The 18,276-nt window shown below is 51.1% G+C and carries 11 protein-coding genes; 1 reads left to right on the top strand and 10 read right to left on the bottom strand.

Annotated elements, in window-relative coordinates; translation table 11 throughout:
- Positions 1-540 precede the first annotated feature (540 nt).
- The 10 genes from ACR64Q_RS06105 to ACR64Q_RS06060 all read right to left on the bottom strand — a co-directional run bounded on the left by ACR64Q_RS06105 (position 541) and on the right by ACR64Q_RS06060 (position 17,157).
- Positions 541-2,988, bottom strand: a complete 2,448-nt coding sequence (locus ACR64Q_RS06105; RefSeq protein WP_313733958.1) for a TonB-dependent siderophore receptor — start codon at positions 2,986-2,988, stop codon at positions 541-543.
- Positions 2,989-3,230: 242 nt separating this feature from the next.
- Positions 3,231-4,304 carry a FecR family protein gene (locus ACR64Q_RS06100; protein ID WP_026604166.1) on the bottom strand — a complete coding sequence of 358 codons (1,074 nt, stop codon included), beginning with the start codon at positions 4,302-4,304 and terminating at the stop codon, positions 3,231-3,233.
- 65 nt (positions 4,305-4,369) lie between these two features.
- The gene (locus ACR64Q_RS06095; RefSeq protein ID WP_026604165.1) at positions 4,370-4,885 is read right to left on the bottom strand and encodes an RNA polymerase sigma factor; all 516 of its coding nucleotides are present in this window, start codon (positions 4,883-4,885) and stop codon (positions 4,370-4,372) included.
- Between the two features lie 238 nt (positions 4,886-5,123).
- Entirely contained in the window at positions 5,124-6,077 is a 954-nt protein-coding gene (locus tag ACR64Q_RS06090) for an IS110 family RNA-guided transposase (RefSeq protein ID WP_313733956.1), read from the bottom strand.
- 356 nt (positions 6,078-6,433) lie between these two features.
- Positions 6,434-7,360, bottom strand: a complete 927-nt coding sequence (locus ACR64Q_RS06085; protein WP_313733955.1) for a LysR substrate-binding domain-containing protein — start codon at positions 7,358-7,360, stop codon at positions 6,434-6,436.
- A gap of 432 nt (positions 7,361-7,792) precedes the next feature.
- Positions 7,793-11,719 carry a PAS domain S-box protein gene (locus tag ACR64Q_RS06080; protein WP_313733954.1) on the bottom strand — a complete coding sequence of 1,309 codons (3,927 nt, stop codon included), beginning with the start codon at positions 11,717-11,719 and terminating at the stop codon, positions 7,793-7,795.
- Positions 11,720-11,768: 49 nt separating this feature from the next.
- On the bottom strand, positions 11,769-12,911 hold the full coding sequence (locus ACR64Q_RS06075) for a response regulator (protein WP_313733953.1): 1,143 nt from the start codon (positions 12,909-12,911) through the stop codon (positions 11,769-11,771).
- 235 nt (positions 12,912-13,146) lie between these two features.
- The gene (locus ACR64Q_RS06070; RefSeq protein ID WP_313733952.1) at positions 13,147-14,628 is read right to left on the bottom strand and encodes an N-acetylmuramoyl-L-alanine amidase; all 1,482 of its coding nucleotides are present in this window, start codon (positions 14,626-14,628) and stop codon (positions 13,147-13,149) included.
- Between the two features lie 9 nt (positions 14,629-14,637).
- Positions 14,638-16,011, bottom strand: a complete 1,374-nt coding sequence (locus tag ACR64Q_RS06065) for a hypothetical protein (protein ID WP_313733951.1) — start codon at positions 16,009-16,011, stop codon at positions 14,638-14,640.
- Positions 16,012-16,116: 105 nt separating this feature from the next.
- Positions 16,117-17,157: a M14 family metallopeptidase gene (locus tag ACR64Q_RS06060; RefSeq protein ID WP_313733950.1), complete on the bottom strand. Its 1,041-nt coding sequence runs from the start codon at positions 17,155-17,157 to the stop codon at positions 16,117-16,119.
- 469 nt (positions 17,158-17,626) lie between these two features.
- On the opposite strand from ACR64Q_RS06060, the gene ACR64Q_RS06055 reads away from it, so the two are divergent.
- A complete protein-coding gene (locus ACR64Q_RS06055) occupies positions 17,627-18,232 on the top strand; it encodes a hypothetical protein (protein ID WP_313733949.1) in 606 nt (201 codons plus the stop codon).
- The last annotated feature ends 44 nt before the right edge of the window (positions 18,233-18,276 follow it).

Genomic DNA, 18,276 nt, shown 5'->3' with positions numbered 1-18,276 from the left:
AGTTTCCTACCTCAGGGCCGTTTACACAAAAATTCTTACACCCTCGCATTTTAGCTTGGGAGCGAACCACCACAGCCTTGCGAATCAGGCTAAAAGCCTTGCAGCCAAGGCATTTTGGTATACACCCAAGCTAACGAAGCTTTCGTGAATCGCAAAACACCATTCACTCCAGGCTACAAGGCATGAAGTCCATGTCTTCCAGCGAAAATCAGGCCCGACACAGCCTAACTTCCCGAAATTGGACGCCATGGATTGCTATAAACAGGGTTGGGCTTGGGTGCATGGACAGACATTTGCTCCTGCAATATCTGCATTCCTCATATCCCTCTGAGTCATGCAGCAGGCAGGGCAATGCAGGGAGCGATTGCCGAGACGACAGGAACCCCCAAAACGACAGCCATAAAACCACCAGCACACCATCGGCAACGAGAAAATAAAGCCATTGGTCATTTGAATGCCATCAATGTTGGGGTTCGTGCCTCACCCCAACCTACGCAAACCCAACTTACCGAGTTGATATTGTTGAATCTATGGTAAATATTAATATTCAATTTTAATAGAACCAACGAATGTTCTTGGCGCGCCGTAAACTGCTGTTCCAAAGGTGTAGAGCCCACCCAGATAGGTTTTATCGAGCAGGTTATCGGCATTTATTTGGGCTGTGACACGAGTATCGCAGACTTTCCAAAGTTTACTAGCCATCAGATTCAGTGTTGCATAGCCAGGTGCTTTGATGGATTCAGTGAAACCAATCTCGCGACGGCTGACAGCTTGCAAGCCAGCTCCTAGTTTTAACCCATGCAGGCTAGCATCTTGAAATTCATAGGTAGTCCATAAATTACCGTTATGTTCAGGAGCATTATGTGGGCGTTTTCCGATTGTGCCGGCTGTCTCGGAGTCCTTCAATGTCTTGGCAAACGGCATATAGGAATAAGCGCCTATCACCCGCCACCCAGGCAGAATTTCTCCGCTAAAATCTAGCTCGATACCGCGACTTTCTGCTTCGCCGACAGCTCGAAAAGAGTTGCCTGCTTGTGTTACCTGCATGGGTAAATTTTGTTTCTTCAAATCATAGTACGCTAGAGTCCCTGTGAAACGGCCATCGAATAATTCAGTTTTTACCCCGGTCTCCCATTGTTGTGCCGTTTGAGGCGATAAGCGTTCTCCATTTTGAGTAACATAAGCGGCGTTAGAGGCGCCAAAGTTTTCGGTATAGCTGCCGTAGAGCGATAGCTCAGGTAATGCTTGCCAAAGTATGCCGCCTCGGGGCGAAACGCGATCATCGGTAATAGTCGGATTAATGATTTTGGTGTTGTCTCCAAAAGCACCGAAAGCCGAATCGCCACCGGTTTCGGCATTGTCATAGCGCAACCCGGCCAATAAATGTAGATGATAGGGCAGTTCAATTTGGTCTTGGCCATATACTCCAAACCAAGGTTGTGTATAACCGAATGTATTAAACTGAGTGATGGCGGGTGCTTCTGTAAAATGAAAAGGGTTATTGATGTTGGTGCCTGAAGGCGAAAAGCCAAACACAGGCCCCATTGTTGCTCTGGAATCCGTACGCATGTAGTCTCCGCCGATTAATAGCGTATGCTTGAAATCTCCAGTAGTAAATTTACCGCTTAACTCCAGCGAGTTATAAAAATTATTAAAATAATCATCACCATTGGCATTTTGCTGAAAGAAAAACCTACTGACATCACCATTTGCGGCGACCGGCCCTGTCGCATTGATCTGGCGCAATGTTTGCTCACTGAAACTGGCGTTAAAACGGTGATGCAACGTCCAGTTTTCGTTAAATCGATGATCGGTATTCATGGCGAACATGATGTATTCCTCTTCACTAAAATCCCATGGGTCGCTGAGATTTTGGCGACGATTGCCTCCTCCAATCTGTGATCCATCCGAATTTAGCAGTAATAGATTTCGTCCGAATGTTTTGATGTTGCTGTATTCCAATTTAAACGTTGAAACAGTTTTATCGGAAATATTCCATCGCAACATTGGCGCGACAAATGTTCTCTCACCACCTGCAAATTCGGTGATGGAGTCATTAGCCTGATAAGCAAAGTTTATCCGATAGGCCAAGTCCTTATTCTCAGTCAATGGCCCTGTAGCATCAATATCTGTCCGATAATGATTATAAGAGCCGAATTGCTGACGAAGGCTGTAGTACGGCGTATCCAATGGCTGTTTGGTAACAAAATTAATTATCCCGCCAGGCTCGGCCCGTCCATAAAGAATTGAGCCAGGCCCTTTTAAAACTTCAACTCGATCAATATTGGCAAGCTCTTCGGTGTGGTGCCAATTATTGATAAAAGGAAAACCGTCTCGGTAGTAATTGAAAGTCTCGAATCCCCGAATGAAGAACTGTTTATTGATTTCCGCACCGTTTGTAACACTGCTAACATTACGTAGTGCCTGGTCGATAGAAACAACCTGTTGATCTTTTAATACCTGTTGGGGTATGACTTTTATTGACATCGGCGTTTCCATAATCGGCGTATCCGTCTTAGTCGCCGTCATTGCGTTGGGCAAACGGTAATCCGGATTATAAGGATCGGTGGCATCATAAACTGCCTTCCCCACCACTTGCACCGCCGGCATAGTCTGCGGCCCCAGATTGTTGTGCAGTTCCGCCGCTCGCGGCTGCAAGGTGACAGCCCCTTCGCCGGTCGTCACGGCTTGTAACGGCGCATCGCCCAATAAAATCCTGATCGCTTCGTCAGCGGTATAGTCGCCTTGCAAGTTACGGCTGCGCAGGTTGTCGGCGATGTCGGTGCCGTACATCAGTTGTTGCTGGCTTTGCCTGCCGAACATCAGCAAGGCCTGATTCAACGACTGGGCAGGGATGTCGAAATGCTGTTTGCCGGCGGTATCGCTGTGGGCGGTTTGGGACATTAGCGCCGCAAGCAACGCAGCTTTGGCGGCATGGTGCCGGCTTTTGTTGCCTGAGACGGTTTTGCAATACTTTGCGTTGAGCATGGATTCTCCTGGTTTCGGTCTGGTTACGCGGCAGCATTCGGGCTGGTGTTAGTTAAGACGGAAACTATTTAAAAACCCACATCAGGCGGTTAGGGAATTTTTTTATCGGGGAAATTGGCAATAGAAATTTGAGATGGCGTTGTTAATTCTGGACGGCATTTGCTTGACTAGTTTTGGATAAATCCCCCTGGCTCCCCTTTATGCTCCCATGGGTAGTTTTTCAATGGGGGAAGTAACAGCGCCTAACGCAGAACGACCAAATACGGCGTGACGCTGACAATCTGCAACTCCGGCACGGCGGCGTTTAAACTGGCGATGGCTTGATCCAGCGCGTCCAACCGAAACAAACCGCTGATCCGCTTGTCGGCCAGGGCCGGATTCAGCAACACCACTCGTCCGGGCCGGTATTGATTGATTTGCGCGACGGCTTGGTGCAGCGGCAAACCATCAAACTCTAGATAGCCGTCGCGCCACAGCGCCATATTCTCGGGCCGTTTTGCGGCTTGTAAGGCGATAGCGTGGCCGCTTATCAAAGCCGATTGTCCGGCTGTCAGCCGTTCGCGGTGCTGTTGGGCATCCTGGATTTCGACGATGCCCTCGACCAGTTCGACCTGGGTTTGCGCAGACTGGCGCTGGACGCTGAAAGCAGTGCCAACCGCCCGGACTTCGCTGCCGGCGCTGCTGACCACAAACGGCCGTTGCGGATTTTTAGCCACTTCGAAAAAAGCTTCGCCCGTCAACAGCTCCACCCGGCGCACGTTATCGTCGAAATGAATCGCCAGCGCCGTGGCCGTGTTGAGCATTACTCGCGAGCCGTCGGCCAAGGTTACGGTGCGTTGCTCGCCCTTGCCGGTAAGATAATCGGCCCGCCAGAATGCCGGTGGATACAGCGCGGTCAGCGTCACCGCCAGCAATGCACAGCAAGCTACCGCCAAAGTGAGAGAACGGCGGCTGCGGGTTCTGGTATTGACGCGACCTTTAAGACTCCTAAGGCCGTCATTCCCGCGCAGGCGGGAATCCAATTTGGCAACCGGGCGGCTTACCCGTACACCCTCATCGTGCGCTTGCCAACCACCCTCCCCCGATAAGGGTTGCGCACCGGGAATGACGCGGCGGCCACGCAGTTGTCCCAAGCCCGCCCACAGTTTTTCGGCGCGTTGCCAGGCTTGTTCGTGCGTGCTATCGGCGGCCCGCCAGGCATTCAGTTCTTGCTGCGCGGAGGTGGAAAACTCACCGGAATGCAGTTGGCTCAGCCAAGCGCAAGCCTGTTCCAGCAAGCGCTCGGCATCGTCCGGCATCGGTTCGGTGGACATCATCAAATCCTGAGTGAGCGAAAGGGGAGATATATCATAGACGAGGCCGGCAGCCTAAACCACAGTGGCTATGTGGATTGGCCCAACGTTTTAGCGCAATGCACCAAGGCTTTTTTGATGTTTTCTTCCACGGTGCGAAGAGAGATGTTCAGCATTTCGGCGATTTCGCGCTGCCTCAAGCCCTCGAAGCGGTTAAGGTAAAAAATCCGCTGACACAGCGGGGACAAGTTGCTCATGCCCTCGATCAGGCGATCTAAATCCTGCTCACCCAGCGCCACGGTTTCCGCGCAGCGCAGGTCTTCGACTTCCGGCGGCGTATCCTCCGGCCATTCCACAATCGCGGCACTGCGCACGGTCTGACTGCGATAGTAATCAATCAACAGGTTTTGCGCGGTACGGAACAGATAGGCTTTCAGATTGCCGACACCACTCAAGTCCTCGCTGCGGCATAAGCGCACGAAGGCTTCTTGGCAAATGTCGGCGGCGGTTTCCCGGCAGCGTAGACGCGAATACAGCACAGTCTCCAACTCGCCGTGGCAACTGACGTATAGCTCTTGAAGGGATTGATGGGCTGGGAAAGACATTTGCCGGCTTAATGGTTTCGGTATCAGGGCGTAAACCGAAAGTTGTCAGCAAATTTAAAGCCGGACCAGGAATATTTTGCTCAATCAAACAGCTAGAAAATTGGCAAGACTCCAAATCCGATAGTTTTTTATTAATCTATGTTAAATAAAACTGGTGAAGTACCCGATTTCACACACATTGCTAACCCGGCCCTTTTATCACTGGTATGCTGTTCGGGCTGAGATTCTATGGTTTTCGTCAAGCTGCATTGTTGAGGCAACCAATTTTCTGAGGGTCAAATCGGGCATCGGCTTGTTGCCAAAGCGAGAATGCGATGCGTAATAATTTTCTGGCGATAATCACTAGCGCCTGAGTTGCCGAGAACTCTCTGGCTCTTAACTCTTGGTAATAGGGTTTCCACACAGCCGTTTTGACGGCTGCCTGGGCGCAGTTGTATAACAGCCGTCTCAGTTCACCCGGTCCCCGTTTGGATACGCGTCGGCGGCCCCGCTTTTGGCCTGAGTCACAGGCTCGGGGATCCAGCCCGACAAAGGCTACTACGGCATCGCTGCGGCTTAACGGGACCCGATCAAACAAGACAGCCAGCTGTGTTGAGGTTTGCCGGCCAATACCCGGTATGCTCTCAAGACGTCGGGCCTCGGCTTTCAGTGCAGGCTGCAAAGTTAATAAGTCATCCAGTTGCTGATCGATATGCTTGAGCAATCCGTCCAAGGCGGCCACGGTATCAATGAGTGGCGCTTCAAGTTCCTTCACGCTTCGCAAGGCTTTTTGCAGAGCTTGACGATGCTTGACGACCGTCGCACGGCGCCGTTGCAGTAAAGTCACTTGGTGCTGCATCGCCGAAGCAGGTTGATAGGGACGTAAATGACCCCGTTCAGCGGTGATAAATCGCCGGATCATTTGGGCGTCCACTCGATCCGTCTTGCCCCGTCTGCCCAAACCCAGGGCATAATGGCGCATATCCCGTGGGTTCAGCACATAGACGACCATGCCCATCAATACCGCTTGCTCTGCCATGAGTTGATGATAATCGCTGGTGGCTTCCAGGCCAATATAACTCCCGGTCGGTAACGTCTTCAGCCAGGCATTGATGGCCTCTGCCGTATTGGCAAGCGTCAACAAACCCTGCTCTGAATCTATCACCAGTTCATCTTTTGCTACATCGATACCGATCAACATTTCGCTTGTCATACATCCTTCCCCTGTTGAAAAATAAGAGAGTCGGGGTGGTGCGTCTGCCGAGTAAGCTTGTGCACAAATCGGCGGTCTAACCGCTAGATTCTTCATCGACTCTGGAAGACGCGATGGGATGATTTCTCAGTGAGGTCTGTCTTAGCAGATGCTTGTCGATGTCCCTCCATCCCGACAACCAAAGTCTCCCCGATTCTCTTAACCTTTACCATACAAGCTCGTCGAAGCCCAGGCCGCTTGCGCCCTTCGATAGACCCAGTACCCTCAAGGGCATTAAGGCGAACGGTATGCAAGGACCGGGTAATAGCAAAACCCACCCGGCAGACACTTACTACCCGAATCCATTGTCCGACAGATTAACATTCGTCAAATCCCTCACCCCTTTCCCGACTCTTCCGCGCGGCTTCCGCCAACAATTCATCGATAAAATAACGACAGTAGTTGGGCACATAAAGTTGTTTCAGATAAGCAATCTTAGTCGTGGAACTGGGTATTAAGCCGGACAGATCTATGGCAACCAAATCGGCATCCTTGCCTGCTTCGTATGCTGTGCCGGCGATAATTCCCACTCCCATTCCCAGGCGCACATAGGTTTTAATCACGTCTGAATCGGCGGCCGCCAAGGTAATATCCAATGGCAAATGAGCGCTATAAAAGGATTTTTCTATGGTGGTACGACCGGTAAAGCCTGGGGTGTAGGTCAAAACCGGCTCGGCTGATAGCCGTTGCAGGCTTATCTCGCCTTCCGCCAGCGGATGACCGAGTGGCACCACGGCGACGTGATGCCATTGATAACAGGGCTTAACCACTAATTTATCGTCTTCATCCAGTTTTTCGGTGCAGATGGCGATGTCGGCTTGATGCCGATGCAACAAATTAATCAGATTATCCGGCGACGATTGCACCATATAGATTTTAATGCCCGGATATTTGCGCCTAAACCGGCCTATCGGTTCCGGCAGTAAATATTTGGCCTGCGTATGAGTAGTCGCTATCCTCAACGTACCGTTACTATTTTCCAGAAAGTCGTCGGCAATCAGTTGGATATTTTTTTTAGCCTGATTGATTAAATCAACTTCTTCCATGATCTTTTCGCCCAAGGGCGTCAAGCCAGTCAGCTTTTTGCCCTGTCTGACGAACAGCGGCGAGCCCACTTCTATTTCAAACAACTGGAGTTGCCGACTGACCGCCGACTGCACCACGTGCATTTTTTCCGCGGCTTTGCTCAAATTGCAATCGGTTTCCTGCAAAACTCGCAGCAATTCCAATTGATTAAGATTCATAGGCTTGCTCCTAAAAAAATTCCGGGATTCAAAGCAAAATTTTATTACTAACCTATACTGTAATTCGACGTTGCGATGAGAATCTATTCTTTCGATATAAAAATCACATTATATCGTTTTATTTTAGAGGTTCCGTTCATTAACATGACAAATCAACCAGGTGATTTCGTCGGCTTTTGTTAGTGAGAGGCAGACCTCCTCCTAGCGACAGGGATGTTTTGATGGCGGGTTGCATAAACCCGCCATTTTTTTCGCCCCCGTCCCGAGCACATGAGTTCAATTAAGCGCTGATTGAGTCATTCCCTAGGCGGCGGACGAACACTTAATCCACGCGGTTTTGACCCGCCCCAATGAATATCGCTGCTGCCGCGAAAACGGCAGCCCAGAGGCTATGACGAATTGGCTGATGGCAAAAACAGTTTCGGAGTTGCCCTAACCAGTGACAGCCCGTTTACTCTGCAACTCCGCCAGAATAGTTTCCAGCGCATGGGCCAAACCCTCCGCCAGTAAAATCGCGTCATCGGCTTGATCCTTAGCAGCCACTTCGGCTTGCTGCGCCAAACCTTGTAATTGCTGAATCTCGAAAATGCCGGCAAAACCTTTCAAGTTATGCGCCACAAATTTAATGGCGGCATAGTCGCGCTGCTGAGCGGCCAGTCTTAGTTTATCGACGTTAGACTGCTGCGCGCCATCCAGCGCGTTGTCTATCAACTTGTCTATAAAGGCCTGACGACCGTCAAAACGCTGCTGTAAGGCCTCCCAATCGATCAGGCTTTCGGTCGCTACTGCCGCCATAGCCTCATTTGCCGTTTCCGGACTGTCGATTACCGCTGCGAGCTCGCCCTTTCCACTGGCTTCACCAGATAGTTTGATGATCGACACATGCTGCCGCAATGCGCCCACCAGGGCGTTGGCATCAATCGGTTTGGTAACGCGATCACGCATCCCCATTTCCAGGCAACGCTGCCGCTCCTCGGGCATGGCGTGAGCGGTCAAACCGATGATAGGTAAATCCGGCGCGATTTCCAGAATACGCCGCGCCGCTTGATAACCGTCCATCACCGGCATCTGAATATCCATCAGCACCGCGTCGAAACCGGCATAGCCGACTTCTTCCAAGCGATCCAGCGCCTGTTGACCGTTTTCCGCAAAAGTTACCTGCGCACCTTCGTGGCTCAGCAAATCCTCCAACACCAATCGATTTAAAGCCACGTCTTCCGCAGCCAATATTCTAAAACCGCGCAAGCGTCCGCCGTCGTCCTGATGATAATCGGCCGAATGCTCGACACCGGCATCCGTCGCCGGTAGCGGCACACTCAAAGTGAATTTGCTGCCCGCCCCCAGCGTACTTTTGACGACAATATCGCCCCCCATCAAGTTGGCAAGATCTCTACTGATCGCCAACCCTAAACCGCTGCCGCCAAATTTACGGGTGGTAGAGTTATCCGCTTGCTCGAAAGCGGTAAATAGACGACCAATCTGCTCGGCGGTCATGCCGATACCGCTGTCCGTCACGCTGATGTCCGTCATATCTTTCTGCCGATAAATTTCCAGGCTGACATAGCCTTGATCGGTAAACTTCACGGCATTTGACAATAAATTGACCAAAATCTGCCTTAGTCGCAACGGGTCGCCGTTTACCCATTCCGGCAAGTCTTGGGGACGATGCACTATTAGATCGAGTTGCTTTTCCTTGGCACGCATATCCACCAGGCTGATGGCATCTTGAATCAACGCATCCAGGCGAAACGGATGCTCGTCTAAGGTCATCTTGCCGGCCTCAATTTTGGAGAAATCCAAAATGTCGTTGACCACACTGAGCAAATGCATGCCGGCATCGTAAATACGAGCGCTGTTTTCCTGCATTTTTTGCCCGGAATTATCGCGCAGGCTCATTTTGGCCAAGCCGATAATCGCATTTAACGGTGTACGAATTTCATGACTCATATTGGCCAGAAACTCGCTTTTCATATGCACCAGATGTTCTGCCTCCAAACGCGCGGCTTCGTGCGCCTGCTCTACCGCCTTGCGATGGCTGATGTCGCGCATCACGCCGATGTATGTACTACCAAAGTCGTCCATCAATTCGTTGACGCTCAACTCTATCGGCACCAGCAACCCATCTTTACGTTTGCCTTCCACCTCGATCCGCCGGCCTATAATCACGCGTTCCTTGGTGTTGTCCAGATGCCGGCTTAAATAACCGTCATGCTCGGAATAGTAAGGCTCCGGCATCAACATCTTCACATTCTGCCCCAATAACTCGTCTTCCTCGTAGCCGAACAAATCGCCGATGGCATCGTTAACCAGCAGCATGATGCCTTTGCTATCAATCAACACAACGGCATCGGACATAGTCCGCAGCACCGCTCTGGTTCTGGCTTCGCTGGTGACTAATGCCGCCTTGGCACGTTTGTTTTCGCTAATATCGCGCACTGTAGCCTGCACTACAATTTCACTGTCGATCTCCACCCTGCTGAGTTGCACTTCGGCGTAAAAAGTTTCGCCGTTTAAACGTTTGTGCAGCCATTCGAAGATAACCGAGCCATTGGCGATAGCCAGCTCAAGCTTTTCACTCGCCAACTCGTTGGATGATCGGCCATCAGGCTGGTATTCCGGCGACAATGAAGCCGGAGTTTGCGCTAAAAACTCTTGTTCATCCCGGCAAGCAAACAGACTGAGTGCCGCCGGGTTAACCGAGATAAAGCCACGGCTGGCACTGAGGGTCATCAGCGCATCCCGCGAAGATTCGAACAGGGCCCGATGGCGCTGTTCGCTGGCTTGCAAAGTGTGTATCGCCTGTTTTTGCGCGGATATGTCTCTGATAAAAGCACTGAATTCGATGGCCTTTCCCAAGTTATTGGGCGTGATAGCCAATTCAATCGGAAACTCATGCCCGTCGCGGTGCAGCGCCACCACTTCAATTCGCTGGTTCAAGACCGTTCCTCGCCCCGTGTCCAAATAGCGCCGCATACCTTGCTGATGGGCTTGCCGATAGCGCTCCGGAATGATCACGTCGTGCAACAGGCGGCCCAAGACTTCGGCGGCCGGCCAACCGAATATCTGTTCGGCCTGGCGATTCCAGCCGTTGATAAAACCATCGGCATCCATCTGCACCAAGGCATCCAAAGCAGTATCGACAATACTACGGATGCGGATCTCGTCCTCGCGCCTCGCGGTTAACAGCGCAGCAAAGCCATCGGCCATTTCGTTAAAACTCTCCGCAACCTGTCCGATTTCATCACGCATGGTTAACGGCATTCTTTGCTGAAAATCGCCGCCGGAAAACGCTTTTGCGGTTTTCGCCAGCCTTTCCACGTATTGGCTAACCGCAAGATGGGCGCCAATCGCAAAATAAATTATCAGCATAAATATAAAACCGGGGATGCCTATGCTCAGCGCTAGCGTCGTTTTCGCCGCACCAATTCTAGCCTCGATCAGTTGTTCGGCTGCCGGAATAAAGCTGTCGTAAATCTCGGAATAAGCGGCATCCAGCGCTATCGTAACGGTCGAATAAAAGTATTCCGGATTGATGGAGAATTTTTCCTGAACAATATCGGCAATTACATGCTGAGTAATCAGACTGGCTGCATTGACAATATTTTCCCTGGTGTTGGCTAGTATCGGGTGCAGTTCCGGTTTATAGCGTTTAAAGTCATGAGTCGTTTCTTCAATGACCCTGATGCCGGATTCGATTCTGTCCTTAATCAGGTAAATTTCGATTTTTTCCTGATCGTTAATCTGCTTTTTGGTCAGTACCCCAATGCCATAAGCGCGCAACTGCGCAACCCCTTCCAAAGCCTTTGGCATTTGTTCGGTTACCAGCATGATCAGATGGTAGGAATCCAGATTGGAGTCGGTGAACAACAAGGATTCCTCGCCAATCAGTTCCTCTAAATCCAATAACTTCTCTACCAAACGGCTGTGTAAGCGGTAGCTTTCTTGAATGCTTAGATTGGCAGCGTTTTGCCGGAGTTGTTCCCAATCGTTTTTTATATCCGCGTATGCAGCAGCGGTCAACGAATCCGCCGCCAGTGTTTGCCCCAAAGCCGATAAGGCCGCAGCGACTTTGGTTTCCGATATGTCACGTTTATCGCGCAAACTTTCTATGCCGCCAAGCACCGCTACGGTAATGCCCCGATGCTGCTGCACAAATTGCATGGTCTGCGTAATATGCTTGATTTGTAACAGTCCTTGCAGCTCGCGCTCTGAATCCAGTATCACCCGGTTCAGACTTTGATACAGGCCGTAAAACACCACGGCAACCGCCAGCAGCGACAGAAAACCTATCACCACAAACTTCTTGCTGAAACTTAATCGATTCATCAGCGCCACGGCGGGCGAAAACAAAGCTTGCATAGGCAATCCTCGGTGCGAATATTAGATCGGTAGCGATTCAGGCGGGTACTTAGCGGCTATCCTCGGCCGATAGCAGCAAGGCTTTTTGCTTTTCGACAATTTTGTTCAAACGTAAGGCCAGCCGGTTATCGTTCTCGAACAGGTTGTCCATCTGCGAAGTGAGTTCGTCCACGTAACCGTGCAGCAAAAACTCCTGGCTATCGGTCAACCCCAAATGAATAAAGGCGCTTTCCATGTTCATTTTGTGCTGTTCCGCTAAATTCACCATCTGCGAGTGATTGCTTTGTTGATTGGCCTCGATCTCGATCAATAAATCGGTCAATTCTTTCACGCCTTCCAGGCGGGCATTCGCTTCCTGTAGACGTTGTTGTTCGCTAATCATGGCTTCGACGCGGGCACCGGCACCTTCGGCAAGTATCGCCAGATGATCGCGCAATCGGCCAATCGCATCCGGATCGTCGGTATCCAAGCCGGTCACCAATAGCGTCACATGCGGAAAATTAAACACCAAGCGATCACCGGCCTGATAAATTCGGCCCAGCTTGGCCACGTAGGTAAGGATGGAGGCTTCGAGCGGAGTACAGATTGTTTCCGGACTAAAGTCGTATTCGCTGGCGGTATCGGTCAATTTCACCAAACCGTTTAGATCGTATTGCTGTAAGGTCTCGATTAACAAACTACCCAATTGCTGAAACGTATTGCATTGAAACGATGAGCGTAAGAACTGCAACACCGTGCCGGTTTCGCCCAAACTGGACATAGCGGTGAATGCGGTTTTTTGCGCATAAGACAGTTGCGATTGCAATTGCCGTTTTTGCTGCTCGGCTTCGATAGCCAAATCGACCTTACGCAGCAATACGTCTTTTTTGGCGTTTTTCGGAATAAAATCGTTACCGCCGGCATCGAACGCGGTCAGCAAAATCTCCAGATCGTCGTGTGCGGAAACAAACATGACCTGCACATCGTCATTCCCGTCGGCGCGAATCTGCCGACAAACCTCGATACCGCTGAGGCCCGGCATTTCGATATCCAGCAAAATCAGATTGGGGGCCAAATCCATCGCCGCCAAACATTCCTCGCCATTGGCAAACTCGTGGAGTTGATAGTCATGCCCCTGCAATTGGTCGGTTATGACCAAACGCAACAGAGCATCGTCATCCACTACAAAAATACAGAATGGTTTTTCGGGCATGATATTTCCTGGGTTCCTGGAATTGCGGGTGAGGCGATAGAGTGTGCCAAATAAGCATAGCGGTCCGGGCCAAAATTGCCCGACCGCTTACTTAAACCATCTTAACAGCCGCAGCGAACATTCATGCCGGCGGCCGGGCAGAACTGTGACGGCCGCATCGGTTGTGAGAATAACCTTGTGATAAGGAGCCACAAATACCTGATCACCAGCCAGGCATTGGCTTATACCACGCGAATCAGGTGCCATGCGCATTGGCAATAGCCAACGCCGCCCAATCGAAGGCTGGGCCTATATCCCATTTATCGCTACGAAAATTCACATGACTGGCGATGCCGGAATAGCTCTGAAAAAAATCCAGATCGCGTTCAAATTGCTTGGCTTTGGGAGGCAAGGTTTTCGGTATGGAAAATCGCCCACATAAATCGTTCAGCAACAAGCGAATCGCTTCTACCTGCTGCGCTGGAAAGGTAGCGAAATACTGCTCGCCCCTATAGCTGGTTTGCATATATTTATCGGCTTGGGTTTTGTCACAGTATTTAGTACCGAATAACTCGGTTTGGCCCCGACGCGGCGGCCACCAATTCAAGACCTCCGGATTATCCGCCGCCGGCCGCAATGGCCCCACATTGGCAATTTCTATCGCTATTGAGCGTTGATCCAGTCGGCCGTTAAATCCCTTCACCCCCAGATGATAAGCCCACTGCGTCGGATCGAACACTTCATAGACCGTGCCGTCGACATCGACCAGATAGGCTGCGGCAATATGTTGCGTATCGCCGATCCAGGTATCGAACGCCGACTTGGCTGACGAACCCGCCGTGAAGTGCAAAACAATCAGATCTTTTTTCGGCCTCTCGGTAAAAAACTGCCCGGCCGGCAAGCGGAACCGGGAGCGATTGATCGCCAAAGTAGCCGCAACGTCGGTGGGTGGGTCACCGAGCACCATAGTATCGGTACTCGCCTCGCTTTCGTTCGGCGTTACCAACACTCGCGGATTAGGTCGATCTGTGGCCCCTGCCCAGAAAAAACAACCATCCTTATCCTGATACCAATAGCCGTTGCCGGATACCATATCCCCTGCCGTAAAGCTGACGACCTCGACTTTACTGCCGGCATCCAAGACGCGCAGCACCGGTGCGCTGACAGACGCGCGACTGCGGAGATTTACTTTACTCAGCAAGCCGATTTGCTTGCCGGCCACCAAATCGGCTGCCGGATCGGGCAACGCAGCTGCAATCAGCTTGGCAATATCGACGCCGGAACCGGGGCAGTTTACCGAGGCACGAATCGCGCTATGCGACAACACATGATCCGCATCGACGGTGATATGCCAGCGGTCGGCAATCTCACGGAGCAATTTCGAGCATGCTGCTAATTGCGTGGCCGTAGGCGGGCCAAGCACCGACACTTCTAAGGCAACACCAATCGAGAAAAAATTGGGATTGGTGTTGTGCCGCTGCTTGATAAATTCGGCGGCCGGATTGACCACCAAACCGGCATGAAATGCCGTGTCGGCTTCCTGGACGTATTGATGAATCTCGCCGTTGTAGCCGATGGCGTAATGCATGGACTGTAAAGCCCCCGGCTTGTTGTAGCGCATACTGGCATCTGCCAGACTGCCATCCGCAGAATGCAGAACAATGACTTCCGGTTTGAAGCCAGCCGGGCGACCAACCCGAAAATTACCCTGTGCGCAGCCTATCCATTGCTTGTCCATAAAGCCTCCTCAACCCTGCGCCTTCAGATCGCCGCGCTCGCCCTGCAATGGATTGGAGGCTGGCGGAGTATCCGGGTTTTGCGGATCGCCACCGCCCACGGCCTGCGTGGTTTGGCGAATAGCTTTCTGCTCGTCATCCTTGCGTGCGAGGCCGGAGCGCAATTGCACCAGCTTACTCAAGGCGTTATACCAAAACGGCCCACCCAAACTGAGCAGAAAGATCGACAAGATCAAACCGGGAATACTCACCAGCTTCCAATGCTTGCACCAGTTTTCCCGGTCAATGGGCAGGCTGATCAAGCCCTGTTCCGCTAAAAAATTAAGATAATACTTTTGCTTTTCCAGATCGATGCGTTCGTTGGCTTTAACAGTGTCTGCCGCCGGCACCTCTGCATCCTGCCCTCCGGTAACTTTGCCATCGGCCGATTGAATCGCATCCTTAATTTGCGGATCTTCCGTCAGTTTGGGCGCCAATTCCACGAAGGCCGTGCGCATTTGTTCGTCCATGGACAAGCGGTTGATCAAATTCACCGTGTCCAACTGCAAGACGATGGCTACCATGGCGGCGCTGATCACGCTAACCACGCGAGTGGTGGCGGTAAACCTGACGCTGACGCGATCGATCAAATGGTCGAAATTCAAACAAATTATCGCCAAAAATTCGCTGGTGGCCTCCTGTAACAGTGCGTTGGCCTCACGCACGTCATGCGCCAGTTCCGGATTGGATTTTTCAAACTCCAGCGCCAGCATCCGGGTGTTTTTCAAGGTAGCGGCCGGATCTTCGATGCCGTTGTCGTGCAGCACCGTTTTCAATTTATCCAGTAGATAGATTTGCTCGGCGACGACTTTCTCCAATTTGTGATACTGCTGCTTTTTCGGTTCGGCCTTGGCTTTCTTGATCTTGGCAAGCAAGCTTTCAATACCCAAGCGCTTAAAAAACAGCGGACATTCCAGGAGTTTGCTTTCCAATGCGTCCGTAGCTTGGCCGACGTTGATGGTTTTATTCGCCAGCCTGGCTTTGATCTGTTCGAATTCGGTTTTGATCGACACGTCATAGCCAGCTGCCAAATCCAGCAAAATCTTGATGAACTCTTCGCGATGGATTACTTCGCCAAACTGAAAAAACTGCAACCACTCCGGCAAACGGCAGCGACAGCGGCCGCCGATGGTTCGTTGCGTAAGCGTTAACGCGGCAATGGCCTCTGCCTCGGTTCGGGAAAAACGGGCATCCAGCAATTCCAGCAAATCGGCTAGGCCGGTACGCAGATTGCGGCCGCGGCTGGCCATTAAATTCAGGATTCCCTGGCTGATTAAGGTCACCGCCATGCTGACGATCAACATCACTACCGACAAACCCAGTAACACATCCAGTGACTTCAACATCGTTATTCTCCTTTGGAAAACCGTTGCGGCTGAATGAATCTAACATCCCTGCAAAGGCAGCGTCCAGGCTTTTGGTTTTTTACCACTTCCCACCGCCGTGGAAACTCAAACGCCAGTCTCCACGGCCAAGCGCTCCATCAAATAACACAAACAATCCTGGCGGATCACCCGCTCGTCCAGCGTTAGCATCGACGGCATCGTCGGCCGAATAATTTGCACTTGGCCATCCGCAACGGTCAGGAATTGCTCGGTAACCGGCTTACCGTCGTTGTCTTTGGCGATCAAGGGCATCAGCGCGGAATCGGTTGTACCCAATACTGTACCGGCGGAAATTTCAGTGAAATTCAGGCTTTCCAGTTCCGGATCAAGACGTAGATCGACCGTAGCGTCGCTAAAACTATAACTGACCTCTTCGGCAACCGTGACTTGCGCCACCGTGTGATAAATATCAACGTCCTGCTTCGCAATCGGCTGAACCGGAAACTCGTGCAAATGCAGGCAACTGTCCAAAAACTGAAAGGCGTGTTCGGTGCCGTGCGGCTGACCGGGCCGGCCGCATTCTAAAGTCACCGCCGGACAAAACTCGGCGAACGCGCTGGACTGTGTACCCTTGGGATGGGTGAAATACACCAACAAGCGGCCGAACAACGCACCGAGATGCAGAAAATCCTTATCCAATTTATTGATGCAGGCGTAATGCGGATTCAGTCCGGTGTTGTTATGCACATCAACACTGGCAAACACGCCGCGCCGGCGCATGATCTCGCAAATCTGCTCCGCCCAAACCGTCTCCGGCGACTCGGGTAACGCAGTACCGGGCCAGATGCGGTTGAAATCCGGCTGGCCGTCAAGCCGTCTAAGGTTAAAACGTGCAGCCTGGGTATTGCCGAAAAACAAGGTCAAGCCGCGCGGCAAGCTTTGGCCGTGATATTTTTGCAACAGCTTTTGCATAGCCAGGAAGCCGGTGGATTCGTTGCCGTGCAGCAGGACCGAGACGAACAGGGTCTCGGGGCGTTTACCGGAGAGGTGGAATAAGGTCGGCCCAGGTATTAACGTATGCAGGGCTCCGACAGCAATGTCTAGCAGGCCGTCGGGGAGGCTTTTGAATTGTTTTAGTGTGTGGGCAGCAGGTAGTAGCGGTTGCATAGGTAATTGTTTGCGCTCAACTTTCAAGTTTGCATTACAGCACCAACATGCCCAAATATTCGGCTACTATCAATTGCCAGGCAAATTTACGACTAATATGTGCTGGGATGAATTTAGCATTTCCACTAATACTCATAATTGCAGGGCAAACGCTATGTTGTCGATTCCGTTCGTGGTGAGTTTATCGAACCATGAGCTTAATCAGCTTGTTCGGAGTTACCCTAGAATCGTTGCAACCGTTACCTGCGATTCACTATTTGCAACCGATTTTCCCGTGTCATTTGCTTCGATCATGACATCGTCTATGTCCACAGCTTGTTCAGCAACCAAACAGACTTTGACATACTCTTCTTTGGACATACAAACGGAATAATTGACACACTTTCGGACCTGGAGTAGTTTCTAGCTTAGTAATACAAAGGTTATTTGCTTAAAGCAAAGCAACATAAATCACGCATAGGGCAAAACCATGATCAGACAATATCTCACCACCTTACTATTTGTAGCAATTTTCGCTTCAAACAGTGTTTTGGCAAGCACGATTTTAAGTGGCACGATGACGGTAGACGACGCTTTTTCTGTTTACGTTAGCACGTCTGAATCCAGTCAAGGCGAGTTTTTGATCTCAGGAGATTACTGGCCAATAACCCGTTCTTTCAATTTCGCATTGGAACCAAGTCAGACTTACTATCTTCATGTTGTAGCACAAGATGTTTACGGCTCCCCAAGTGGTTTTCTAGGGAGCTTTAACTTATCTGACTCGACCCACACGTTCTCGAACGGGACACAATCACTATCGACGAACTCGAATAACTGGTTTGTGAATACAACGGGCTTTGGCGCCCCATACTTTTCACCCACCGCTTTTGACAGCCAGACCGCACTTTCGACCTGGGGGACTTTACCGGGCATCGATCAATCGGCGGATTGGATATGGTCAGGATCATACGGAACAACTGGTATCGCTTACTTTTCGACAGTGATTGCCCCAGTGCCCATCCCTTCCGCATTCTGGTTATTCTTTACTGGAACACTTTGTTTGAACCGCATTTATCGACGCGCTTTCCTTAACTAATTTTCATCACCTCGTTTGGCGGGACACGCTAACGGTTCCGCCAA

This window comes from Methylomonas sp. 2F7, assembly GCF_057126975.1.
This window is presented reverse-complemented; position numbering and strand designations above follow the sequence as displayed.